Below are 24729 nucleotides of genomic sequence, written 5' to 3'. Positions count from 1 at the left end.
AGAATCAGGAGAAATCCTTTGGCTGAAATCATCGTAGTCACCTCCGGCAAGGGCGGCGTCGGCAAGACCACCAGCAGCGCCAGCCTGGCCTGCGGGTTGGCACGTCGTGGCAAAAAGGTGGCGGTGATCGACTTCGACGTCGGCCTGCGCAACCTGGACCTGATCATGGGCTGCGAGCGCCGCGTGGTGTACGACTTCGTCAATGTCGTGCACGGCGAAGCGACCCTCAAGCAGGCCCTGATCAAGGACAAGCGCTTCGACAACCTGTACGTGCTGGCTGCCTCGCAGACCCGCGACAAGGACGCACTGACCCAGGAAGGCGTGCGCAAGGTGCTCGACGATCTCATCGCCGACGGCTTCGAGTACGTCATCTGCGACTCCCCGGCCGGTATCGAGAAGGGCGCGTTCCTGGCGATGTACTACGCCGACCGTGCGGTCGTGGTGGTGAACCCGGAAGTGTCTTCGGTGCGCGACTCGGACCGCATCATCGGTCTGCTCGATTCGAAGACCCACAAGGCCGAATCCGGCAAGAACGTGCCGGCCTTCCTGCTGCTCACGCGCTACAGCCCGGTACGGGTGGAAAGCGGCGAGATGCTCAGCATCACCGACGTGGAAGAAGTGCTGGGCCTGAAGGCCATTGGCGTGGTGCCCGAATCGGGCGACGTGCTCAATGCGTCCAACAAGGGCGAGCCAGTCATTCTGGACCCCGAATCGGCGGCGGGCCAGGCATACGAAGATGCGGTGGGCCGCATCCTTGGCGAAGAGCGTCCGATGCGCTTCACCACCGTGGAGAAGAAAGGCTTCTTCAGCAAGCTGTTCGGAGGGTAAGCATGGGACTGTTCGATTTCCTGAACCGGAAGAAGACCACTGCCGAAACGGCCAAGAACCGCCTGCAGATCATCATCGCGCAGGAACGCAGCCACCGCGGCGGCCCGGACTACCTGCCCCTGCTGCAGCGCGAGCTGCTGGAAGTGATCAAGAAGTACGTCAACATCGACGCTGATGCGGTCAAGGTCGATCTGGTCAAGGACGGGGAGCACGATGTGCTCGATATCTCCGTCGCCTTGCCGGAAGGCCCGCAGCAGCCCTGATCGACATCGCCCCTTCCGCGTTGGAAGGGGCGGTTGAGCGGTAACCCATGAACGACGCTGCCCCCACCGCCGAACCGCAGGTCACCCGCGTCGGCGATATCCGTTTCGACGATGCCCTCGCCCTGCTCGCCACCCACGATCTGCACCTGCATCGTGTGGCCGATGGTGCGCCGATTCCGGGCAGCTACTGGGGCGAACCCGAAGCCGGCATCATCGGCAGCGACGTGTACGTCCGCGATGACACCCCCGTGCACTCGATGCTGCACGAAGCCTGTCACCTGATCGTGCTGCCGCCGGAGCGGCGTGCGCTGGTGCATACCGATGCCACCGATTCGGTGCCCGAAGAAGACGCCACCTGTTACCTGCAGATCGTGCTGGCCGGAAGACTGCCTGGTGTGGGCAGCGACCGCCTGATGCTGGACATGGATGCTTGGGGGTATACGTATCGGTTGGGGTCGACGAAGGCGTGGTTCGAACAGGATGCGGAAGATGCAAAGGCGTGGCTGGTCGAACGCGGTCTTCTTCCTGCGTAAATCCGCACGTGCGGTCAGCCCTGCCCTGCCATCGCGCGCAGGGTGATGCCCACGATGTACGCCAGATACGTGCCCGTGGCGTAGCCCATCGTGCCCAACAGCACGCCGACCGGCGCCAGCGAAGGATGGAACGCCGCCGCCACCACGGGCGCGGAGGCTGGCCCGCCGATGTTGGACTGCGAGCCGATCGCGAAGTAGAAGAACGGCACCTTCAGCGCGCGCGCCAGCGCCCACAGCAGCACGATGTGCACCGCGATCCAGATCAGGCCGAGCAGGAACAGCCACGGGCGGTCCAGCAGTGCCAGCAGGTCCATCTGCATGCCGATGCAGGCGATCAGGAAGTACAGCAGCAGCGAGCCGAGCTTGGAGGCACCGGCACCTTCCAGGTTGCGCGCACGGGTGAAGCTCAACGCCAGGCCGCAGGTGGTGGAGATCACCACCACCCACACGAACGGCGCATCCAGGCTGAACTGCGAGGCCCAGGCGACATGCCCCTTGAACCATGCCGAGACCGGCCCGGCGATCGCGTGCGACAGCCCCACCACGCCGAAGGCGACCGCCACGATCAGCATCAGGTCGGTCAGGCTGGCCACGCGCTCATGCTGTGCCTGGAACGCCTGGATGCGCAGCTTGAGGGCATCGATGCCGGAGGTGTCGGCACCACTGCGCGCATCGATCTTTGCCGCGCGCCCGGCCATGAAGATCAGCACCGCCATCCACACATAACCGACACCGACATCGACCACCGCGAACTGCCCGAAGGTGGTCGCGTTGACATCGAACACTTCGCGCATGGCCAGCATGTTGGCACCGCCGCCGATCCAGCTGCCGGCCAGCGCCGCCATGCCCGCCCAGGTGTCACCGGCGACCGTCGCCGGGTGCAGCCACTTCATCAACTGGAAGGCGACCACGGCGCCGATCATGATGCTGAGCGAGGCGCCCAGGTACATCACGATCAGCTTCGGCCCCAACCGCAGGATGCCCTTGATGTCCACGGCCAGGGTGAGCAGCACCAGAGCGGCGGGCAGCAGGATGTCGCGCGCGACCGGGTTGTAGAGATGGGTGTTCTGGCCATCTATCAGGCCGACGGTGTTGTACACGCCGGGAATCAGGTAGCACAGCAGCAACGCGGGCACGTAGGTATAGAACCGCTTCCACAGCCCCTGCTCGCGCGAGGCGGTCCAGAACACGGCACCGAGGGTGGCAGCGATCAAGCCGAAGACGACGATATCGTTCTGGATCAGGGCGGGTGCTTTCACGGGGGATGGCCTGCGTAGTGCCGGCCGCTGGCCGGCAACCTCATGGATGTGGAACGCGCGATACAACCGCCAGCCAATGACCGGCACCACCGATAGCAAAGCGCCGCCCCTGGGGGCGGCGCTTCAAACCGGCTTATTCGCCGATGTGCTGCTTCAACCAGCCGTTGACGGTGTCGTGCCACTGCACGCTGTTCTGCGGCTTGAGCACCCAGTGGTTCTCATCCGGGAAGTACAGGAACTTGGACTCGATGCCCTGGCGCTGCGCAGCGGTGAACGCCGCCAGGCCCTGCTCCACCGGAATGCGGTAGTCGAGCTGGCCGTGCACGATCAGGATCGGCTTCTTCCAGTCGGCCACGTGGTTGACCGGGTTGAACTTCTCGTAGTTGGCGGCCTTCGCGTACGGCGTGCCACCCTGCTCCCACTCGGTGAACCACAGCTCTTCGGTGGCGTAGCCCATCATGCGCTGGTCGAACACGCCGTCATGGTTGACCAGGCACTTCCACGGCTCGTTCCAGTTGCCGGCGATCCAGTTGACCATGAAGCCGCCATAGCTGGCGCCCAGGGCGCACGCCTTGTCGCCGTTGAGGAACGGGTACTGCTTCTGTGCCGCAGCCCAGCCCTTCTGCAGATCTTCCAGCGGGCGGTCGCCCCAGTGCTGGCTGATCGCATCGGTGAAGGCCTGGCCGTAACCGGTGGAGCCGTGGAAGTCGATCATGACCACCGCGTAGCCCTGACCGGCGTAGGTCTGCGGGTTCCAGCGGTAGCTCCAGCCGTTGCCGAAGCTGCCCTGCGGGCCACCGTGGATCAGGAACGCGACCGGGTAACTTTTGCCTTCCTGGTAGTTGTACGGCTTGACCACGTAACCGTGCACGGTCTCGTTGTTCCAGCCCTTGAACTGGAACTGCTCGTAATCGCCGAAGGCGACGTCGGGCAGCATCTCACCGGCGCTCGGGGTGATCTCGCGCGGGTTGGCACCATCGAAGGCGGCCACGATGATCTGATCGCCGCTCTTCAGACTGTTCCTGGTGTACGCCAGGGTGGTCCCGGCGATCACCGGCGAACCGATGCTGCCGCCGTCGGCCACCACTTCGGCGGTGCCGGTGGCGATGTCGACGCCGAACAGGCGGTGCTCGCCCATGTCGTCGGCACTGGTGTAGATCAGGGTGCCGTCACCGGACAGCACGATCTCGCCGGCCGAACGATCCCACTTGGGTGCGATCTCACGGGTCTTGCCGGTGGCCACGTCCATCGCCATCAGGCCGAAGCGGTCCGCTTCGAAGCCGGGGCGCTTCATGGCGCGGTAGTACAGGGTCTTGCCGTCGGCGCTGAACACCGGGCCGGCATCCCAAGCCGGGTTGGCCGCGGTCAGGTTGACCGGGGCCTGCTTGCCCTCGGCATCCAGGCGGTACAGATCGAAGTTGGTCGACCACGGCTCCTGCTTGCCGGCCACGCGGATCGCGGCGACCACGCTCTTGCCATCCGGCGACCAGGTGAAGTCGTCATTGCCACCGAACGGCTTGGACGGTGCATCGCCGGCCAGCGTCGCGCTGATCGCCGAGGCGCCCTTCACCGCTGCGGCCTTGGCGACCGGCAGCGGCGCCACGAACAGCGTGTTGCGGCGGCCATCGGCCCAGGTGTCCCAATGGCGCACGAACAGAGTGTCGAAGACTTCACCGGTGTTCTTGCGTGCCTTGTGCGCGTCCAGCTTCTTGCTGGTGCAGGCCAGGTCCGAACCGCAGTCCTGGAACACGCCGCTGCTGAAGGCCACGCGGTCGCCCTGCGGGGAGACGTGGAAGCTGTCCACATCGACCGGGAAATCGGTCAGCTGGCGCGGGGTGCCGCCGGTGGTCGGCTGCGCGTAGAGCTGCTGGCTGCCGTTCTTGGCGCTCAGGAAATACACGGTCTGGCCATCGGCCGAAAGCGCAGCGGAATTCACGTTCCAGCCCGCCGGGGTCAGCGGCTTGGGCGGGGCCAGATCCCGGGTGCGCAGGTTGCGGATGTACAGGCCGGTGCTGGCCTTGCTGTCGGTACCGACCACGCGCTTGGCGAAGATCACATTGCCGCCATCGGCGGTGAGCAGCGGGCTGGAGACCCGATCCAGCGCGATCATGTCGCGCACATCCAGGCCACGCGTGGCCGCCAGCGAGGGCATCGCGGTCAGCAGGCACAACGGCAGCAGGGCGTAACGAAGTTTCATCGGGGTCTCCGCGGAACGGCAAAACGCCGATGGTAGGGCCGCAGGGGCCACCGATGCAAAGGCCATCGGTCATGCCGGTGGTTCGACGGGAGGCAGAAACGACAAACCCCGCCGGAGCGGGGTTTGCCATGACGCAGATGCAGACTTTTTAGACTGAACCCACCGCGCGCTTGCCGGTGCGGTAGATCAACCAGCCGACCAGGAACAGCACGGCCAGACCGATCCACTGCGCGCCCGGCAGGTGGAACGGCAGCGCCAGCACGTCCGCGCGGCTGCTGATCACGATCGGCACCGCGATCGCGATACCCATCAGGGCTTCACCGGTGATCAGGCCCGCAGCGAACAGCACGCCGGGCTTGTGCACGCGGTCGCGGCCTTCTTCGTCGTCGCCGCGGACCTTGTGGAAGCGTTCCACCAGGTAGGCGATCAGGCCACCCAGGAAGATCGGCACCATCAGCTCCAGCGGCAGGTAGATGCCGATCGCCGCGGCCAGCACCGGCACGCGGAAGCGTGCATTGCGCGACTTCAGCCAGCTGTCGAAAGCGATGATCGCCGCGCCGACCACGGCGCCGATACCGATGAAGGTCCACGGCAGCTCGCCGCCGAACAGGCCCTTGGCCACCGAGGCCATGAGGTTGGCCTGCGGCGCGGCCAGCGCGTTGGGATGCAGCTCGGACTTGACGCCGATGCCGTAGGCGGTGGCCAGCAGGTTCAGCACCGGGGCCATGATCAGCGCGCACGAGAACGCGCCGATGCCCAGCATCAGCTGCTGCTTCCACGGCGTAGCGCCAACGATGTAGCCGGCCTTGAGGTCCTGCAGGTTGTCACCGCCGACCGCGGCCGCACAGCACACCACCGCGCCGATCATGATCGCGGCCACCGCACCCAGCGGGGCACCGCCGACGCCAACCGGCTTGAGGCCGTCGGCGCCGAGCAACACCACCAGCACCGCCGAGGCGAACAGAATGGTGGAGATGGTGATGCCCGAGACCGGGTTGTTGGACGAACCGATCAACCCGGCCAGGTAGGCCGAGACCGAGACGAACAGGAAGCCGGCGACGATCATGATGAGCGTCATCGGGATCGAAACATGCCACTGGCCCACGATGGCCTGGTACAGCGCCAGCAGCGGCAGGGTGAACACCACCAGGGCCACCAGCATCCACTTCATCGGCAGGTCGCGCTCGGTGTGCGCCAGCGCCGGGCCACCGCTCTTGCGGGCTGCGGCGAAACCGCTCTTGACGCCATTGAGCAGCGACTTGCGCAACGAGATCAGGGTCCACACGCCGCCGATCAGCATCGCGCCGACGCCCAGGTAACGCATCTTCGCGCCCCAGATGGCGAAGGCCGCCTCGGTGGAGCTGGCCGTGGCGATCGAGGCGGCCAGCGCCGGATCGGTGTTCATGAAGAACATCTGGTACAGCGGAATGGCGATATGCCAGGTCAGGATCGAGCCGGACACCACCACGATGCCGACATTCAGGCCGACGATGTAGCCCACACCCAGCAGCGCCGGGGACAGGTTGGTGCCGATGAAGGCGGTGATCTTCGAGCTGCCCACGTAGGCCGAGGTGGCCCAGGCATCCGGAATCAGGCGCAGGCCGCTTTCGGCCGCCAGCTTCACGAAGGCGCCGATCACCGCCGACACCGCCAGGATCTTCAGGCCCGGGCCCGGGTTCTCACCGGCCTTGAGCACTTCGGCGGCCGCCTTGCCTTCCGGGAAGGGCAGCGGATCTTCGACGATCATCGAACGGCGCAGCGGCACCGAGAACAGCACGCCCAGCAGGCCACCCAGACCGGCGATGCCCAGCACCCACCAATACTTGAAGTCCGGCCAGTAGCCCATGATCACCAGCGCGGGGATGGTGAAGATCACGCCGGCGGCGATCGACGAACCGGCCGACGCACCGGTCTGGACGATGTTGTTTTCAAGGATGGTGCCACCGCCGAGCAGGCGCAGCACGCCCATGGAGATGACGGCCGCGGGAATCGCGGTGGCGATGGTCAGGCCTGCGAACAGACCGAGGTAGGCGTTGGCGGCCGACAGAATCACCGCCAGCACGATGGCAAGCACCACCGCGCGGAAAGTGAGCTGGCGTGGCGCAGCGTCGTTGTTCATGGAAGCCTCTGCTGGCAAAAAATCCCTGCCACGCTAGCGTTCATGTACGGGCAAGTCCAGTAGTGCCGGCCACTGGCCGGCAACCCTGCACCACCCGATCAAGGCCCCTGTTGACCTTCGCGTGCCGCCGCCGCCGCGACCCGCCGGACTGGGCAACGTCGCGCGCCGGGCCCATCCATTTGGTTATGTTATATCCTATCGCACCAAGCAACCGGCGCTGCTGTGACGCATTCCCCCACCTCCCGCCTGACCTCCATCGACCAGCTGCGCGGCACCGTGATCGTGCTGATGCTGCTCGACCACGTGCGAGAAACCTTCTACATGCACCAGCAGGTCAGCGACCCGATGGCGGTCGACCAGGTCGAGCCGGCGCTGTTCGTCAGCCGGCTGCTGGCGCATCTGTGCGCGCCGGTGTTCGTGCTGCTGACCGGCCTGTCGGCCTGGTTGTACGCCAGTGGCAAGCCGGATGGGCGCCGGGCCGCGTCGGCCTTCCTGCTCAAGCGCGGCCTGTTCCTGGTGGTGCTGGAGCTGCTGGTGGTCAATGTCGCGTGGACGCTGCAGTTCCCGCCCAGCGTGATGTACCTGCAGGTGATCTGGGCGATCGGCATCAGCATGATCGCGCTGGCCGGGCTGCTGTGGCTGCCACGCGGGGCGCTGGCGGTGCTGGCGCTGGCCGTGATCGCCGGGCACAACCTGCTCGATGGCATCCGCGTGCAGGGCGACGGGGTGCTGGTCGTGCTGTGGAAGGTGCTGCACCAGCGCGACTGGATCACCGTGACCGACGGGCTGCGCCTGCGCGCCTCCTACCCGGTGCTGCCGTGGATCGGCGTCATTGCACTGGGCTGGGTGATCGGCCCGTGGTTCGCGCGCGGTGGCGATGCGCTCCTGCGCCAGCGCCGCCTGTGGAGGGCCGGCGCCGGTGCGCTGCTGGCGTTCGTCATCCTGCGGGCGGTGAACCTCTACGGCGACAGCCCGTGGCAGTCCTTGGCCACACCGGGCAGCACGCTGATGAGCGTCTTCAATGTCACCAAGTACCCGCCTTCGCTGCTGTTCCTGCTGCTCACCCTGGGCATCGGCCTGCTGTTGCTGCGCCTGTACGAGCCGCCGCGCGTGGCCCGGGCGCTGGCGCCGCTGGCCGACATCGGCGCGGCACCGATGTTCTTCTACCTGCTGCACCTGTACGTGCTGAAGCTGCTGTACGTGCTGGCCGAAGCACGCTGGGGACACACCCACGGCGCGTATTTCGCCGTGGACCACGTGGCGAGCCTGTGGGTGATCACCGCGCTGCTGGCCTTGGCGCTGTACTGGCCGACCAGAGCGTTCGCGCGGTTCAAGGCGCGGCGGCGGGATCTGGCGTGGCTTCGCTATCTGTAGGCGAGCGATGCCGGGCTGCTGAGGCTGCCGGCCAACGGCCGGCACTACGACAGCGGAGCGCCCCGCACCCCGACAGCGGAGCGGCCAGACCCGGCACGGATACACCGTCACCCCGGGCCTATACTCGCCCCCTTGTCCGCCCTGCCTGATCCCTCGATGACCGCAGCCGCCCTGCACGCCGCCGCAACCTCCCCCGCTACCGACGACTTCCTCGGCCATCCCAAGGGCGTCTACATCTGCTTCTTCACCGAGATGTGGGAGCGGTTCTCGTTCTACGGCATGAAGGCGCTGTTGCTGCTGTATCTCACCAAGTACCACCTGTTCGGCGACAAGGCCGGGCTGGACCTGCTCGGTGCCTACGGTGGCCTGGTCTACTGCATCCCGGTGTTCGGCGGTCTGCTCGCCGACCGCTGGCTGGGCATGCGCAAGGCGGTGGTGTTCGGTGGCGTGCTGCTGGTGCTCGGGCATCTGGGCATGGCGTTCGAAGGCCACGCGGCGGTCCGCATTGACGGCGCCGTGGTACGCGATGACGCGGCCCTGGGCATCACCTACCTCTCGCTGGCCCTGATCATCATGGGCGTGGGCTTCCTCAAGCCGAACATCTCCACCATCGTCGGCAAGCTCTACCCGGAGAACGATCCGCGCCGCGATTCGGGCTTCTCGCTGTTCTACGCCGGCATCAATCTGGGCGCGCTGTTCGCCTCGCTGGTGTGCGGCTTCCTCGGCGAAGCCTATGGCTGGAAGTACGGCTTCGGCGCGGCCGGTATCGGCATGGTGATCGGGCTGGGCATGTTCCTGTGGGGCCAGAAGTATCTGCAGGGCCACGCCGAACCATCCGACCTGCCGGCCCTGCGCCAGCGCGTGCTCGGCATCCGCCGCGAATGGCTGATCTATGCGGTGGCCGTGCTCGGCGTGATCCCCGTCGCTGCCTTGATGTGGGCCGCGGCCAACGGTGCGTTCGCGCTCGGCGGTGAAATCAGCCTGGCACTGATGCTGATGATCGTCGTGCTCGGCGGCGTGCTGGTCTGGTTCGCCTGGTTCACCGGTACCCGCTGCACGCCGGTGCAGCGCCAGCAGATGATCGCGCTGATGGCGCTGATCTTCATGGCCCTGGTGTTCTTCACCCTGTACGAGCAGACCTACGGCTCCTGGGTGACCTTTACCGATCGCCTGCTGAACAAGGATCTGGTGCCGTCGCTGGTGATCCAGGGCGGCACCCCGCTGCCCTGGTCGATCGCCTCGCTGCTGCTGGCGCCGCTGGGCTTCGTGGTGGCCGCGCGCCTGTCGGAGCGAAACCCGGGTTCGTCCGCGCCCCGCAACCTGTTCATCGCTATTGTGGCCGCGATGTTGGTGATGCTGATCCGCGACTGCCTGGTGATCCCGCAGACCGCCGGCTCGCTGACCTACCTCGGCGGCCTGTTCCTGGTCGTACTCGCGCCGCTGTTTGCGATGCTGTGGGCGTGGCTGGACCGTCGCCGCATGGATCCGTCCAAGCCGATCAAATCGTCGATCGGGCTGATCTTCGCCGCACTCTCGTTCGTGCCCTTGGCACTGGCCGCCCAGCACGTGGGTGCGACCGGACAGATGGCCAGCGTGTGGTGGCTGGTGCTGGCGTATCTGATCCTGGAGATCGGCGAAATGTGCCTGTCACCGGTCGGCTTGTCGGCGGTCACGCAGCTCGCCGCACCGCGCGTCGTCAGCCTGATGATGGGCACCTGGTTCCTCGCCACTGCGTTCTCGGAAACGCTGGCGGCGCTGTTCGGCAAGCTCGCCGCGATCGAGGTGCCGGAAGGCCAGACCATGGATATCGCCAACGCTGCCGCCAGCTACGAACACCTGTTCTGGCTGCTGATGTGGATCGGCCTGGGCTGCGCGGCGGTGGCGCTGATCTGCTCGCCGCTGCTGAAGAAGATGATGCACGGGGTGAAGTAGCCGAACCGCGGCAATCAGCGCTCCGGCAGTGTCACCTCATTCTGCGCATTGGCCGCGCGCAGCTGATAAAGGAAACGGCGCACAAGCACGCGTCCAGACTCGTCCAGATTGCGCCCGTCAAGATGCTCGAAACGCATATCCGGATGGAGCGCATCTGCGTTCAGGGCCAGGCCGCCGAGTTCTTTCACCAACGGCGCGGGCAGGATGCCCTCCAGCAGCAGCTTGGGCAAAGCACCTGGCTCGGCGTGCCATGCGTCGCCATTCGGTCCGGGCACCTGCTGAAGGTCCACTGCAGTTGCGGCCACATGGGCAGGTGACGTGGCAATCGTTTCCGCCGCGCGCTGAAGGAACTGGCGATAGCGTGTCGCCAAGGCGGTCGCATCACTACCGTGGGCATCGAGAGGTGCAAGCGTCCACTCCAGCGCGGGCAACGTGCATGTCAAGGCTGCCTGCGCCAGGCGAACGGTGTGCGCTTCATACCGGTCCTCCCCCTGCTGCACCTCCTGCACCCGACATTCGGCCGTGGCCGCGCGGCGGGCAACTGCGCGCGCGAACCCGGTGACGTCCTCGCGCACGGCACCCCACAACACTTCCGGAAAGCTCAGCAGGAAGTGCGCGGCGATCGCATCCTGCAGGTCTGCCGACGCTTCTCCGGCAACCTGCATGCGCTGCATCAGTTCCCGCACCGCCATGCGCACCGATTCGGCCTGCGACACCGGCATCGGCATCCACACAGTCGGCGGCACCTCCATTTCCGCCAGCAGTTGTTCGCCCACGACGGCACCACTGCTCGTCCAGTTACGTCCGTGTGCATCGCTGGACAAGGAGAGACTGCCGCTGATAGACCAAGGCCGGGTCGCGTCGCGGCGCTCGCCGGCCAACATCGACCGCTCCAGTGCATCTACCGATGGTACGGCCTGTCCCTGCACGACAGCCGTCATCAGCTGTGCAAGCGCACGACTCTTGTGCATATGTGGTGCGATGCAAACGTACTGGACGCGATATCCCACCCTATCGGTGGATGCGGCGGCGGCAGGTGCGCCATCAACAGGCTCGCGCCGGACGTCCTGTGCCAGGCAACGAGCGCCATCGCCGGCGAATCCCCATGCTGGCGATGCCGCCAGTAGACGACCTGCCGCTGTGCCCTCAAGCCGGTTGCCGTACGCAAATGCGACAACATTTTCGGTCATCAGCTTGCCCATTGTCAGTAACTGGACGGTGTGATGAAGTACCGCGGCGTCGGGCTCGCTCAATGGCCCCACGGGCTCGCTGCCCCGCATCAACCCGTGCAACCGGATCGCCCTCTCGTCCACCTCGCCGGAGAGCACTGCGATCATGAGCGCCTGCTCCACCGTCAACTGCAGACCGTCATCGATATCGGTCGCACGGGAGGGATTGCAAAACAGAACAAGCAGCAAACGCGCTGACCAGCACGAAAAAGGCCGCAGGTGGGACGTTGAGGAGAGGTAGCGCCGCATGCTGGAAAGACCCGAAGGGAGAGCTGCCCAGCATCCCGCAGGGTCGCGCCCGGGCACCATGCAACAACTTGCAATCTGCCGCGTTCAGCCCTCCCCACACACAACAACGGCACCTCACGGTGCCGTTGTCTTCTTAAGCCCAACGATGCGGTCAGGGCTGCACGGCGTTGGCCGCCTGCCCTCCGATGTGGCGCGACAGGAACGCCAGCAGCTTGGTGTAGTACTCACGGCGATGCGGATCGGTGTAGAAGCCGTGGCCTTCGGTAGGGTAGTACAGCGCCTCCACCGGCACGCCGGCTTTCCTCAACGCCGCTTCCATCCGCCTGGTGTGCTGGATCGGGGCGCGTTCGTCTTCGCCACCGGCAGCGAGGAATACCGGCACCTTGATGCGGTCGGCCAGATTCACCGGCGATACGGCAGCCAGTTGCTGCCGGTCACCGATCCATTCCTTGAGATAGTTTTCACCAGAACCACGCCGCTGGATGTCGCCGGTGGTGAACATGATCGGCAGGTCATAGACACCGACATACCCGGCCGCACAACGGTACAGACCGGGCTCCTTCGCAGCGCCCATCATCGCCGCGTAGCCGCCATAACTGGCGCCATAGATGCAGATCCGCGAGGCATCGGCAATTCCCTCGCTGATGGCCCAGCGGGTTGCATCGGTGAGATCGTCCTGCATGGTGCCGCCCCACTCGCGGGCGCCAGCAGACCGATGCGCGCGCCCGTAATTGCCCGATCCACGGAAGTTGATCTGCAGCACTGCATAACCCGCGTCAGCGAGCATCTGGCTGACCGGGTCGTAGCCGCCGGTATCGAACGGACCGTAAGGCCCCCCGTGCGGGATCACCACCATCGGCTGCCTGTTGGCATTGCCGTTACCCGGCACCGTCAGGTAGCCGTGCAGGGCAAGCCCATCACGCGCTTTGAGAGCCACCGGACGCACCACGGCAGTCGCGGCCGGGTCGATCCAGCTGCTGCGGCTGATGACGTGGTCGGCCTTCTTTGCCTCATTGTCGAAGATGTAGAAGTCGCCCGGGTTGCGCCCCGACCACGCCTCGACCATCAGCTGCCTGCCATCACGGGTGCTGGAAGTGATGAACACCGCATCACCACCAAATGCGGCCTCCAGGCTGCGATACAGACGGGCATCGGGGCCCTTTTCGTCGAAGAAGCGGGTGCGCGGCGTGTCACCCAGGTACAGCGCCCCCACCGGGATGGATGTGCCCGGCCGGTAGATGTACTTGTGCACATCCACCACGGGATCGCGGAGCACGAGCTTGCGCTCGTCGGTCACCGGGTCCCAGGACACGATGGCATCGGGCCCCTGCGGCATCTCGGTATTGAAGTATGCCAGCCGACCATCTTCGGAAAAACCAATCGCCGTTTCGATACGCCCGTTCAGTGCTTCATCGTTGACGAGCTTCCAGGTCGTGCCCGACCCTTCGCGGTAATACAGCTTGTTGACGTTGTCGGCTCCCGCGCCGTGCGCGAAACGTACCTGGCCCTGGTTGTCGGTGACGAAATCGGCGCGACGCACGGGCGAGCGCGCCACGGTCTGACGGCGGCCGGTGGTGACATCGAGCCGATCGGCACGGGTGAACGGGTCATCGTTGAACGGCCAGATCGTGACCAGCACGTTGCGGTCGTCCGCAGGCAGGTCATCAGCGAGGAACGCCGCCACGGCCTCCACTTTTTTCTGCTGGATGCGGGTACCCGGGCCGTTTCCCTGCACGCGGTAGCCGACCAGCAGTTCGCCGCGCCCGCCGTTGGCGTTCATGGCATACAGCTCACCGGTCATCCGCGGCTGGTCCAGAGAACCATGCTTTTCGGCCAGGCCGATCAGCACGCGCTCTCCACTGACCCAGTCGAAATGGTTGGCGTGATTGTTCCTGGGTGGCACGAACGAGCCCACCACCTCACCCCCATTTCTGCGCAGAATCGCCAAGGCGGTGCGATCTTCCATCGGCACGGTCGCCGCGTAGTAGTCGCCGTTCGGCGAAATCTTGATATCGGTGAAGGCATCCCGGCGCAGGTAGCGCTCCAGATCCACCGCACCGGCCTGGCCCGCGATGGCCAGCAACACCAGCAACCCCCACCCCTGAACGTGCCTCATCCTTTTCCCTGCTGCATCGGACCTCATGTCCGGAACGGCGATTCTAGGCAAAAAAAATGGCACCGCGAACGGTGCCATTTCCAGGACCTGCATCGAGGAGAGAGTTCAATGCATGCCGCGGAACGCGAGGCTGAGCGCCAGGATCGACAGGATCACCGCGATGGTGCCGTCGAGGATGCGCCAGGTTTTGGGCTTGGTGAACAGCGGGGCCAGCAGGCGCGCGCCCAGGCCTTGGGCGGTCAGCCACAGGCAGCTGGCGGTGAACACGCCGGCCGCGAACGCCATGCGCGCGTTGCCGAAGTTCTCGGCGATGCCGCCGATGACCATCATGTCCAGCCAGAAATGCGGGTTGATCAGCGAGAACCCGACCGCCGAGATCAGCACCGCGCGGCGCGAGGTGCTGTCGCCGTCGTCCACGTGCATGCCACCGCCACCGGCCAGCGCGCGCCGCGCCGACTGCCAGGCGTACCACGCCAGGAAGGCGACACCGCCCCACAGGACCACGGTGGTGAGCCACGGCAGCGCCTGGGTCAGCGTGCGCAGGCCCGCCACGCTGGCGAAGATGAAGATGCCATCGATGGCCGCGCAGGTCGCCACCACCGGAATGATGTGCTTGCGCAGGATGCCCTGGCGCAGGATGAACGCGCTCTGCGCGCCGACCACCGCGAACAGGCCGATACCGGTTGCGGCACCACTGAGCCACGCGCTCAGCCCGGCGCCGCCGGAAAGGATGGAAAACATGGGATACCACCTGTGTCTTGCTGGGGGGCGGTGCCTCGCCAAGGCGTACAGCACCGGATGGCGCGCATTGTCGCGCCGCAACATTAAAAAGTAGAGCTAAACTTACTTAACCATCTTTAGCGGAACTTAAGATCATGCGCATCGACCATGCCCAGCTCCGCGCCCTGGCGGCGGTGATCCGCGAAGGCAGCTTCGACCGTGCCGCGCAGTCGCTCAATGTCACGGCCTCGGCGGTCTCCCAGCGGGTCAAGGCGCTGGAGGACCGCGTCGGCCGCCTGCTGGTCAAACGCTCTTCGCCGGCGGTGGCCACCACCGAAGGCCAGGTGCTGGTGCAGCTGGCCGAGCAGACCGCCCTGCTGGAGCACGATGCCCTGCACCGGATGGGCATCGCCGATGAGGACCTGCCCCACGCCAGCATTCCGGTGGCGGTCAACCACGACAGCCTGGAAACCTGGTTCCCCGAGGCCGCCCTGCAGTTCGCACGGCAGACCGGCACCACGCTGGACCTGCGCTCGGAAGACCAGGACCACACCGTGGCCCTGCTCCGGCAAGGGGCCGTGCTGGGCGCCGTGACCACGCTGGATGAGCCGGTGCAGGGTTGCCAGATCCATGCGCTGGGCAGCATCCGCTACGCCGCCACCTGCACCCCGGCCTTCCATGAGCAGCACTTCGCCAAGGGCGTCAACGCGCAGTCGCTGGCCCAGGCGCCGGTGCTGGTGTTCAACCGCAAGGACGACATGCAGGCCCGGTTCGCCCGCCGCCTGGCCGGCAACGACCTGCCGCTGACCGCGCCGACCTGGTGGATTCCCTCCACCCGCGCGTTCGTGCAGGCCAACCTCGGCGGGCTGGGCTGGACCATGAACCCGCTGCCGCTGGTCAAACGCCACCTGGAGGCTGGCCGGCTGGTGCACATGAAACAGCGCGCCTGGGAAGACGTGCCGCTGTACTGGCAGCACTGGAAGGGCGATGTGCAGACGATGGCGCTGCTGACCCGGGCGGTGCTGGCGGCCTCGGCGACGCTGGTGCGCAAGAAGCGGTAAGCCCCGACCTGTAGAGCCGCCCTACACGACCTGACGACCCGCCCCGTTGCAGCATCGGCGCATTCCAGCCGCGGGCACGTCGATGGACACCGATCCGGTCTACCTGCACATCCGCGTGGTGCTCAGCATCATCCTCGGCCTGAGCATCACCACCTTGCTGCGCGGGCTGGCGGGGATCATCGAGCACCCCCAGCGCCGCGGCTGGTCGTGGATCCACCTGTGCTGGGTGGTCTGGGCGCTGATCTCGGTGGTGACCTTCTGGTGGTGGGAGTTCCGGCTGGGCGAGGTCCGGCAGTGGACCTTCGAGTTGTATCTGTTCGTGATCGCCTACTGCGCCGCGTGGTACCTGCTCTGCGTCCTGCTGTTTCCGGACGATGTGCGCGAGTTCGGCAGCTATGAAAACTACCTGCTGCAGCGGCGCGGTGGCTTCTTCGGGATGCTGGCGCTGGTCACGCTGCTGGATCTGGTCGATACCGCCATCAAGGGTCACAGCCGCTGGCAGATGCTCGGCGACGCCTACTGGGTCCACACGGTGGTGATGCTGGCCATTGCCGGGCTGGGCATGACCCTGCGCCAGCGCCGCGCGCACCTGGCCCTGGCCCTGATAGCGCTGGCCTATCAAGCCAGCTATTTCCTCCTTGAATACTTCACCTTGGCCAGCGACTGACCCGGCCTGGCACACCCACCGGATGCTGCGTTGCACCAAATCCGTACCGGAAAGGGCTAAAATTGCGGTCAAGGTACCGCTGTGACGCCCGTCTTCACGGGCGTTCCCGGCAGCGGCGGCATCCTTCCCATGTCTCCCTACCTGAGATCCCCATGAAAAAACTAGCGAAGGTCGTCCTCGGCCTGTTCGTAGTGTTGCTGTTGGCAGCGGCACTGTTCCTGTACTGGCCGCTGCATCAGCGCTCGGTCCCGGCTGCCGGCAACGACAAGCCGGTCGACGTCGTCCTGGTCGGCGGCGGCATCATGAGCATCACGCTCGCCACCTTCCTGCAGGAGCTGCAGCCAGACTGGAACATCCAGGTCTATGAGCGCCTGGACGGAGTCGCGCTGGAAAGCTCGGACGGTTGGAACAACGCCGGCACCGGTCATTCCGCGTTCGCCGAGCTGAACTACACCCCGGAACTGCCCGACGGCAGCATCGAGACCAAGCGTGCGGTCGGCATCGCCGAGCAGTTCGAGATCTCGCGCCAGTTCTGGTCGCACCAGATCCGCGAAGGCCGCCTGAGCCAGCCCAGCGATTTCATCAACCCGACCCCGCACATGAGCTTCGTCTGGGGTGATGAGAACATCGCCTACCTGCACAAGCGTCAGCAGGCGCTGGTCAAGAACCCGCTGTTCTACGGCATGCAGTACTCCGAGGATCCCGCGCAGATCACGCAGTGGGCACCGCTGTTGATGGAGGGCCGCGACCCGAAGCAGAAGGTCGCCGCCACCTGGATGCCGCTGGGCACCGACGTCAACTTTGGCGTGATCACCCGCCAGCTGACCGCGGGCCTGGAACGCAGCCCGAACTTCAAACTGCACCTCAACCATGAAGTGCGCGCGCTGCGCCAGAACGATGACAAGAGCTGGAACGTGACCGTCAAGGACCTGAAGTCCGACAACGAGACCACGGTCAAGTCGCGCTTCGTGTTCATCGGTGCCGGTGGTGCCGCGCTCAAGCTGCTGCAGCTGTCGGGCATTCCGGAATCGAAGAACTACGCCGGCTTCCCGGTCGGTGGCCAGTTCCTGGCCTTCCAGGACCCGGCGATCGCCAACCGGCATTCGGTCAAAGCCTACGGCATGGCCGAAACCGGCTCGCCGCCGATGTCGGTGCCGCATCTGGATGCGCGCAAGCTGGATGGCAAGCCGGTGGTGCTGTTCGGGCCGTTCGCGCTGTACAGCACCAAGTTCCTCAAGCACGGCTCGTGGTTCGACCTGTATTCCTCGGTCAACCACAACAACGTAGCCGGCATGATGGACGTGGGCCTGGAGAATCTGGACCTGGTGAAGTACCTGATGGGCCAGGCACGTCTGAACGATGATGACCGCCAGGCCGAACTGGTCAAGTATTTTCCCCACGCCAAGCGCGAGGACTGGAAGCTGGTGACCGCCGGCCAGCGCGTGCAGATCATCAAGAAGGACCCGGAAAAGGGCGCGATCCTGCAGTTCGGTACCGAGATCGTGACCGACCAGGATCACACCCTGGCCGCCCTGCTCGGCGCCTCGCCGGGTGCCTCGACCTCGCCGCCGATCATGCTGGACCTGCTCAAGAAAGCCTTCCCCGAGCAGATGGCGGCCGGCTGGGAAGCGCGCCTGAAGCAGATCGTCCCGTCGTACGGCCGCAAGCTCAACGACAGCCCGGCGCTGACCAATGAGATCCGCCGCCTGACCAGCGAGACCCTGAAGCTGCCGTACCTGGAGGTGCCGGTCGAGACCAGCCCGGCGGTGATGCTGACCCCGCCGCCGGCCGCCAAGCCGGCCGAGGCCAAGCGCAACGCCAACGAAGAACTGCAGGCGCTGTAAGCCTGCACCGGCGGGGCCTTCGGGCCTTGGCCACGGTTTCCCTCCGGCCACCCTTGCGGTGGCCGGTTGCGTTCTGGGGGCTGGACAATCTGAATGTTCAGTATTTGTAAAGCGAATGAGAACGCTTTACATTTGCACCCCGCCGGGCTTGGGGCCCGGCCACACCCCCATATCATCACGAGACCCGCATGTACGCCTGCGCTGCTTCGCTTCGCCTTCCCCGCCGTGCCCCGCTGGGCCTGGCCCTGCTTTCCGTGCTGGTGCTGACCGCCCCGCAGGCCTTCGCCGATGCGCTGGCCGATGCCAGCAGCGCTGCCGATGCCAAGACGTTGGACAAGGTCAGCGTGGTGGGTGCGCGCGCGATGCCCTCGAGCACCACGCGTCTGCCGATCAGCCTGCAGGAGACGCCTCAGTCGGCGACCTCGATCGGCCTGCAGCGGCTGCAGGACGAATCGTTGTTCAGCATCAACGATGTGATGCGCAACGTCACCGGCGTCAGCGTCTCCTTCTATGACACCCAGCGCCCGCTGTACTACGCGCGCGGTTTTGCCATCACCGATTTCCAGGTCGATGGCATCCCCACCTATAGCGGCTCGACCAACCAGGAATATGACACCGCGTTCTACGATCGGGTCGAAGTGATCCGCGGCGCCAACGGCCTGCTCAGCGGCGCCGGTGTGCCATCGGCGACGGTCAACCTGCTGCGCAAGCGCCCGGGCAAGGAGTTCGATGCCTCCTTCTCGGTCAGCGCCGGCAGCTGGGACTACCAGCGCATGGAAGCCGACGTGACCGCGCCGTTGACCGCTGACGGCCGTTTCCGCAGCCGCGTGGTTGCCGCCTACACCGACCGCGATCTGTATTACGACCGCTACCACGAGAACAAGATGGCCGGCATGGCCGTGCTGGAAGGTGACCTGACCGACAGCACCACGCTGACCGTGGGCTACCAGACCCAGGACAACAATCCGGTCGGCTCGACCTGGGGCACGGTGCCGTTCTTCAACGGCCAGGGCGACTTCGCCCATCTGCCGCGCTCGACCAACGTCGCGCCGAAGTGGAGCTACTGGCAGCGCGAGACCAGCACCGCCTTCGCCAACCTGGAGCAGCGCTTCGGTGAGAACTGGCTGCTGAAGATCAACACCGCCTACACCCAGGGTAACGTGCAGAACGTGCGCGTGTACGGCAGTGGCTACCCGGATCCGGCCACCGGTGCGGGCATCTTCCTGCGCACCGCCGCCGGCGATTCCGAAGACACCCGCCGCAACGTGGATGCCTACCTGAGCGGCACGTTCTCCCTGTTCGGCCGCGAGCACGACCTGACCGTGGGGGGGCAGTGGGCGGATCTGGAAGGCACCACCAACACCATCGCGCTGCGCTATCCCACCGACTGGGCACGTTGCGGGACCGAGCGCTGCTATTACATCCCGGATATCCGCACGTGGGATGGCGACATCTCCGAGGTGACCTACGCGCGCACCGGCGCACGCCGCGTCGCCAAGACCACCCAGAGCGGCGTCTACGTGGCCACCCGCCTGCGCCTGGCCGATCCACTCGCGCTGATCGCCGGTGCGCGCCTGAGCCGCTGGGAAACGCTGTCCCGCTCCTACAACGCGGCTGGTGCGTATACCGGTACGAGCGGCGCGTATAAAGTGACCGATGAAGTCACGCCCTATGTAGGCCTGGTATACGACATCACTCCGCAGGTGGCGGCGTACGCCAGCTACACCGAAATCTTCAACCCGCAGAACTTCAAGGACCGCAACGAAAACCTGCTGGCGCCGGTGGAAGGTTCCAACCTGGAAGCGGGCATCAAGTCGCAGTGGTTCGACGGCCGCCTGACCGCCAATGCCGCGGTGTTCGAGGCCAAGCAGGACAACTACGCGGTGCTCGACACGAGCGTGCCGGAGCGCTCGCTCAGCGACGGCAGTTCTGCGTATATCGGCATCAACGGGACCAAGGCACGCGGCTGGGAAGTGGACGTCAACGGCGAGATCCTGCCGGGATGGACCGTCAATGCCGGCTTCACCCACGTCAAGGTGACCCGTGCCGCCACCGATCTGCTGTACGCCAACCCGGCCGAAGATCTGCTGCAGCTCAACACCCAGGTGCGGCTGCGCGGTGCACTGGAGCGCCTGAGCGTGGGTGCCGGCGTGCAGTGGCAGAGCAAGGTGCAGGGCTACAACGTCCCCTATCCGCTCGGCGGCACGGTGACGGTGAACCAGCCGGCGTATGCGCTGGTGCAGTTCAACGCCAACTACCGCATCAGCGACAGCTGGACGGCGACGTTGAGCGTGCGCAATGCGCTGGACAAGACCTATTGGGCCAACCTGGATTACAACAACTACGGCGAGCCGCGCTTTGTCGCATTGAGCCTGCGCTGGAAGTACTGAGGCCTGACGACATCGCTGTGTTGAACGAACGGGTCGCCTTCGGGCGGCCTGTTCTGTTTTGTGCAACCCACCGTATACCGGTAGTGCTGGCCGCTGGCCGGCTCCTCGAAGACCCGGCATTGCGTGGAGCCGGCCAGCGGCCGGCACTACCTGGGTCGCGTCTCGCGCAGCGTCCACATCACCGGCAGCACCAGTACCGCCACCACGGCGATCATCGCCCCGGGGGCCGACGACCAGCCGGTATGCCGCACCAGCAGTTCGGCCAGCAACGGCGTCGCGCCACCGAAGAACGCCGTGGCCATGGTGACGCCCAGTGCCAGCCCGCTGAGGCGCCCTTCGCCGGGGAACTGCTCGGCCGTGGCCGGGGCCGCCACCGCACTCACCCCACCGGCCAGACACGCCAGCACCACCGCCGCCAGCCCGATCGCCACGGTACTGCCGCCGGCCATCACCGAGAACATCGTCAACGGCAGCAGCACCGACAGCGCGGCCAGCGCGATCAACACGGGGCGGCGCCCCACCCGGTCGGACAACGCACCGGCCAGCGGCGTCACCACGATCACCGCCACCGCCGCGACCGTAGACAGCCACAACGCCTCCGATTCACTCACCTGCCCCGCCGAACCGAGGAACGCGGGCACATAGGTAATGCCGACGTAATAGGTGATCGAGCCCAGTGCGGAGATCGCAAACGTGCGCGCAATCGCGGGCTTGTGGTGCCGCCAGCTATCGCGGATCGGCGACGTCGGCACGGTGCCCTCGGCCTGTTGCCGCTCGAACTCCGGCGATTCGTGCATGGTCGAACGCGCCAGCAGGATCGCCCCCGCCAGCGCCGCACCGACGAAAAACGGAATCCGCCAGCCCCAGCCATCCAGCTGCGCCGTGCTCAGCAGCGCGACGGTCAGCGCTGACAACGCCACCGCCAGCAGGGCCCCCACTTCGCTCGCGGCCGACGCCAATGAGGTCACCAGCCCGCGCCTGCGCACGGGTGCGGTTTCCAGCAGATAGGCGACCACGCCCGTGTACTCGCCGCCCACCGAAAAGGCCATCAGGCAGCGCAGCAGCAACAGCAGCACACCGGCAGCGGCGCCGATGCTCTCGAAGGTGGGCAGCAGCGCGGTGGCGAGCATCGCCACGGTCATCAGCAACATCGAGGCCAGCAGCATGTAGCGCCGCCCGAAACGGTCGCCGAGATGGCCGAAGACCAGTGCACCCAGGGGCCGCATCAGATACGACACCGCAAACCCGGCCAGGGTAGCCAGCAGCGCGTTCTCGCCGCCGCCGAAGAACACGCGCGACAGCACCGTGGCCAGATACAGGTAAAGGGTGAAGTCGTACCACTCCACCACCGTGGAGAGACCGGCGATGATCATCGAGCGCGTCTGCGGGCGCGCAGTGGGCGCGGTGGCGGCCATGCTCAAGCCTGCATCCTGAAAACACGCAGGCCTTCGCGGCGCGGCAGTGGACGAGATCGCATCGAGGGACTCCCGGCCGCCTGGGCCGCATCTGGACGGCGACAGCCTACGCCAGTCGATCTGCACGCCGCGTCACAGCAGAGCGGTCGTGTCGCAACACGCCCTGCCTGCGCTCAGGCCACGGCCGCCGGCCGCACCGCACCCCGCCGATAGCTCAGCAGGCGGCCGTTGCCCGGCGCATTGCCTTCATCCTCGAACAGCCCCAGTTCCTCGGTCACATCGAAGCCCTGCAGGGCCATGCCACGCGAGAACGACCCCACGTTGCCGCGGCCGGGATCGGTGATCAGCAGCTCGGCATCGGGCTTGGCGTGCCGCAGCATCATCGCCGCGATCTGATGGGCATGCCCCCGTTCGTAGAGGATGTCGCTGCCGATGATCAGGTCGAAGCGCCCCAGCGAACCGTCAGGGACCTCCCAGGGCAGGTCACGGTAGGTCACCGCGGGCAGGTCGTTGAGGCCGGCGTTGTAGGCCAGGAAGGATTCGGCCAGTGGATGGTGGTCGGTCGCCACGACATCCGCGCCGCGATGGGCCAGCACCAGGCTGGACAGGCCCAGCCCGCAGCCCAGCTCCAGGATCCGCTTACCGGTCACATCGAAGTGGCTCATGGTATCGGCCAGCGCGCGGCCGGCCGGCCAGATCTGACCGAACAGGCTCCACAGCGAGGAGTGGATGCCGGCCCGCTGGGCGCGTCCGGTGGGATCGGAAAACTGCTGCAGATCGCTGAGCGCGCGGATACGGAAGTCGTGACCGCCGACCGGGATGGTGAGAATGCGGGTGGTATAGCCCGGCATGAGCGCTCCGTGGGACACGGGAGCCTTCATTCCGCTGGCGGCATGAAGGACTCTGAGAAAGGAGCGAAGGCGATCAGGTATCGATCGCGCAGGACGCGCGTACGTGCGTGTGGACCCATCCTACGCCATGGGCGAGGACCTGGCTGAACGCCTCGGGGCGGCCTTGCGTGCGTTCGGCGCGGCCTTGCACCCGGCAGGCGCGGCGCTGTAGCGCACCTGGCACACCGGGCAGAAAAACGTCCGCCGCCGGGTCGTGCCCGGGTAGGTCTTGCTGAGGGGGCCGCCGCAGTGGGGGCAGGTCCGTTTGGTGTGGACCAGCCAGTGCTGGCGCAGCACGAACTGCTGCTTCCAGTCCAGGAAATCGAAGCTGTACTGTCGCGCCTGTTTGATGATCTCGCCCAGCTTGCGCGGTGGCAGCGCGCCGACCGTGGATTCGGGATGCACACGCGTGCGGAACAGCACCTCGTTCTTGATGATGTTGCCCACGCCGGCAAAGATATCCTGGTCCAGCAGCGCGTCGCAGATCAACGTTTCCGGCTGCTGCTTGAGCTTCCTGCGCGCCAGCCCGGGATCCCAGGCCGGGTTCATCACATCCCCGCGCCAGTCGTAGGTGTCCTCCAGCGCGCCTTCGATGTACTTCACCGACGAGGCATAGATGTTGAGCTCGCCGTTGTCGAACTGCAGCGACACCCGCGGTGGCGACGCCTTGCGCTCATCAATGCGGTAGCTGCCGAACATCAGCATGTGCACGCGCAGGCTGAAGCCACGGAACTCGATCAGGAAGTGCTTGCCCCAGCTGCGCAGCGCCACCACCCGCCGCCCTTCCATGCGGGTCAGGTCCAACGAACTGTTGCCGGTGGCCAGGCGCACGGTCTTGCCGCGGAACTTGGCGGCGGCCTCACGCAGGATGACGATGGAGGGACCTTCAGGCATGTCCGGGCTCCTGGAGGGTAGCGCCGCTCAGGATGTCCTGCAGCCGGGACGCATTGGCGATGGCGAACCCATGGGCAGTGTTGTCGAAGATCACCCAGCGCGCACCTGCTGTCCGCGCAGCAACCGTCCTGGCCAACTCCCGCAGTGCTGCGTCGTCATAGTCGCTGTAGTACATGCGTGGCGCGCCATGCCATCGCCAGTAGCGCCATCCGGCGTCACCGCCCGGCTGGGCAGCCTCGGGAACTCGCGCAGGGTCCGCGCCGACACGCCCGATCGCATGCCGCTGCAGCATCGCGTCGGCCTGCGGTGTGAACCAGGTGGTGTGGCGTGGCTCGCAGACCACGCGCACATCGGTGCGACGCCGCAGCATGCCGAAGAAGCCGGCCGCCACCCGCGCATCGAAGGCATGGCTCGGCGGCAGCTGCAGCAGCAGCCCGCCCAGCGTGCGGCCCAGGCCGGCCGTCTCCTCAAGGAAGCGCTCCAGCGCCGGACCGCAACCGCGCAGCGCTGCCTCATGCGAGATGGCCTTGGGCAGCTTCACCGAGAACCGGAACGTGGCCGGCACGCTCGCCGCCCAGCGTTCATACGTGCGCTGCTGGTGCGGCCGATAGAAAGAGGAGTTGATCTCAACCACCGGGAACCGCGTTGCGTAGCGCGCGAGCATGCTCTCGCCCGCGCCGGTCAATGCGGCGTAACGGCTGGGAATCGACCAGCCTGCGCATCCGATCTTGATCGACGAGGCAGGCATC

The 24729-nt window shown here is 66.1% G+C and carries 19 protein-coding genes; 9 read left to right on the top strand and 10 right to left on the bottom strand.

Translation table 11 applies throughout. From position 1 onward, the window contains the following. Positions 1-18 precede the first annotated feature (18 nt). Genes minD through BCL79_RS17485 form a run of 3 tightly spaced genes read left to right on the top strand, consistent with a single transcriptional unit; the run spans position 19 to position 1624 of the window. Positions 19-828 carry a septum site-determining protein MinD gene (gene minD, locus BCL79_RS17495; RefSeq protein ID WP_088432112.1) on the top strand — a complete coding sequence of 270 codons (810 nt, stop codon included), beginning with the start codon at positions 19-21 and terminating at the stop codon, positions 826-828. Between the two features lie 2 nt (positions 829-830). Next, on the top strand, positions 831-1091 hold the full coding sequence (gene minE / locus BCL79_RS17490) for a cell division topological specificity factor MinE (RefSeq protein WP_017355894.1): 261 nt from the start codon (positions 831-833) through the stop codon (positions 1089-1091). A gap of 47 nt (positions 1092-1138) precedes the next feature. After that, a complete protein-coding gene (locus tag BCL79_RS17485; RefSeq protein WP_121043356.1) occupies positions 1139-1624 on the top strand; it encodes a hypothetical protein in 486 nt (161 codons plus the stop codon). 14 nt (positions 1625-1638) lie between these two features. Here the strand turns inward: BCL79_RS17485 and BCL79_RS17480 are convergent, their stop codons facing one another. The 3 genes from BCL79_RS17480 to BCL79_RS17470 all read right to left on the bottom strand — a co-directional run bounded on the left by BCL79_RS17480 (position 1639) and on the right by BCL79_RS17470 (position 7199). Further along, the gene (locus tag BCL79_RS17480) at positions 1639-2883 is read right to left on the bottom strand and encodes a DUF819 domain-containing protein (protein ID WP_183073818.1); all 1245 of its coding nucleotides are present in this window, start codon (positions 2881-2883) and stop codon (positions 1639-1641) included. A 133-nt stretch (positions 2884-3016) separates the two neighbouring features. Next, on the bottom strand, positions 3017-5080 hold the full coding sequence (locus BCL79_RS17475) for an alpha/beta hydrolase family protein (protein WP_121043353.1): 2064 nt from the start codon (positions 5078-5080) through the stop codon (positions 3017-3019). Positions 5081-5228: 148 nt separating this feature from the next. Next, positions 5229-7199, bottom strand: a complete 1971-nt coding sequence (locus BCL79_RS17470; protein WP_121043350.1) for an OPT family oligopeptide transporter — start codon at positions 7197-7199, stop codon at positions 5229-5231. A gap of 222 nt (positions 7200-7421) precedes the next feature. Here BCL79_RS17470 and BCL79_RS17465 point away from each other — a divergent pair, with 222 nt between their 5' ends. After that, positions 7422-8573, top strand: a complete 1152-nt coding sequence (locus BCL79_RS17465; RefSeq protein WP_121043347.1) for a DUF1624 domain-containing protein — start codon at positions 7422-7424, stop codon at positions 8571-8573. 156 nt (positions 8574-8729) lie between these two features. Beyond that, entirely contained in the window at positions 8730-10505 is a 1776-nt protein-coding gene (locus tag BCL79_RS17460; RefSeq protein WP_121043344.1) for a peptide MFS transporter, read from the top strand. Positions 10506-10519: 14 nt separating this feature from the next. On the opposite strand, the gene BCL79_RS17455 is transcribed toward BCL79_RS17460, so the two are convergent. The 3 genes from BCL79_RS17455 to BCL79_RS17445 all read right to left on the bottom strand — a co-directional run bounded on the left by BCL79_RS17455 (position 10520) and on the right by BCL79_RS17445 (position 14840). Further along, complete coding sequence (locus BCL79_RS17455) at positions 10520-11923, bottom strand: hypothetical protein (protein WP_121043341.1); 1404 nt, start codon at positions 11921-11923, stop codon at positions 10520-10522. A 211-nt stretch (positions 11924-12134) separates the two neighbouring features. Then, entirely contained in the window at positions 12135-14099 is a 1965-nt protein-coding gene (locus tag BCL79_RS17450; protein WP_121043338.1) for an alpha/beta hydrolase family protein, read from the bottom strand. Between the two features lie 105 nt (positions 14100-14204). After that, positions 14205-14840, bottom strand: coding sequence for a LysE/ArgO family amino acid transporter (locus tag BCL79_RS17445; protein WP_121043335.1), 636 nt, complete (start codon positions 14838-14840; stop codon positions 14205-14207). Between the two features lie 134 nt (positions 14841-14974). On the opposite strand from BCL79_RS17445, the gene BCL79_RS17440 reads away from it, so the two are divergent. The 4 genes from BCL79_RS17440 (at position 14975) to BCL79_RS17425 (ending at position 20781) form a co-directional block, all read left to right on the top strand. Beyond that, entirely contained in the window at positions 14975-15880 is a 906-nt protein-coding gene (locus BCL79_RS17440; RefSeq protein ID WP_121043332.1) for a LysR family transcriptional regulator ArgP, read from the top strand. Positions 15881-15962: 82 nt separating this feature from the next. Then, positions 15963-16547 (top strand): hypothetical protein, encoded by a 585-nt coding sequence (locus BCL79_RS17435; protein WP_121043329.1) that lies wholly within the window; start codon positions 15963-15965, stop codon positions 16545-16547. A 152-nt stretch (positions 16548-16699) separates the two neighbouring features. Then, positions 16700-18391, top strand: a complete 1692-nt coding sequence (mqo, locus tag BCL79_RS17430; RefSeq protein WP_121043326.1) for a malate dehydrogenase (quinone) — start codon at positions 16700-16702, stop codon at positions 18389-18391. A 188-nt stretch (positions 18392-18579) separates the two neighbouring features. Next, positions 18580-20781, top strand: a complete 2202-nt coding sequence (locus BCL79_RS17425) for a TonB-dependent siderophore receptor (protein WP_121043311.1) — start codon at positions 18580-18582, stop codon at positions 20779-20781. A gap of 146 nt (positions 20782-20927) precedes the next feature. Here BCL79_RS17425 and BCL79_RS17420 read toward each other — a convergent pair whose 3' ends face one another. The 4 genes from BCL79_RS17420 to BCL79_RS17405 form a co-directional block, all read right to left on the bottom strand. Then, the gene (locus BCL79_RS17420; RefSeq protein ID WP_121043579.1) at positions 20928-22196 is read right to left on the bottom strand and encodes an MFS transporter; all 1269 of its coding nucleotides are present in this window, start codon (positions 22194-22196) and stop codon (positions 20928-20930) included. A gap of 173 nt (positions 22197-22369) precedes the next feature. After that, complete coding sequence (locus tag BCL79_RS17415; protein ID WP_121043308.1) at positions 22370-23047, bottom strand: class I SAM-dependent methyltransferase; 678 nt, start codon at positions 23045-23047, stop codon at positions 22370-22372. A 120-nt stretch (positions 23048-23167) separates the two neighbouring features. Further along, positions 23168-23980 carry a DNA-formamidopyrimidine glycosylase family protein gene (locus BCL79_RS17410; protein WP_121043305.1) on the bottom strand — a complete coding sequence of 271 codons (813 nt, stop codon included), beginning with the start codon at positions 23978-23980 and terminating at the stop codon, positions 23168-23170. Next, positions 23973-24728, bottom strand: coding sequence for a DUF72 domain-containing protein (locus BCL79_RS17405; RefSeq protein ID WP_121043302.1), 756 nt, complete (start codon positions 24726-24728; stop codon positions 23973-23975). The genes BCL79_RS17410 and BCL79_RS17405 overlap by 8 nt, the downstream gene beginning before the upstream one ends. Position 24729 lies beyond the last annotated feature (1 nt).

Origin of the sequence: Stenotrophomonas rhizophila, assembly GCF_003651185.1 — a bacterium.
Classification (GTDB): domain Bacteria; phylum Pseudomonadota; class Gammaproteobacteria; order Xanthomonadales; family Xanthomonadaceae; genus Stenotrophomonas; species Stenotrophomonas maltophilia_Z.
The sequence above is the reverse complement of the archived record's forward strand: the minus strand, read 5'-3'. Positions and strand labels throughout refer to the sequence as shown.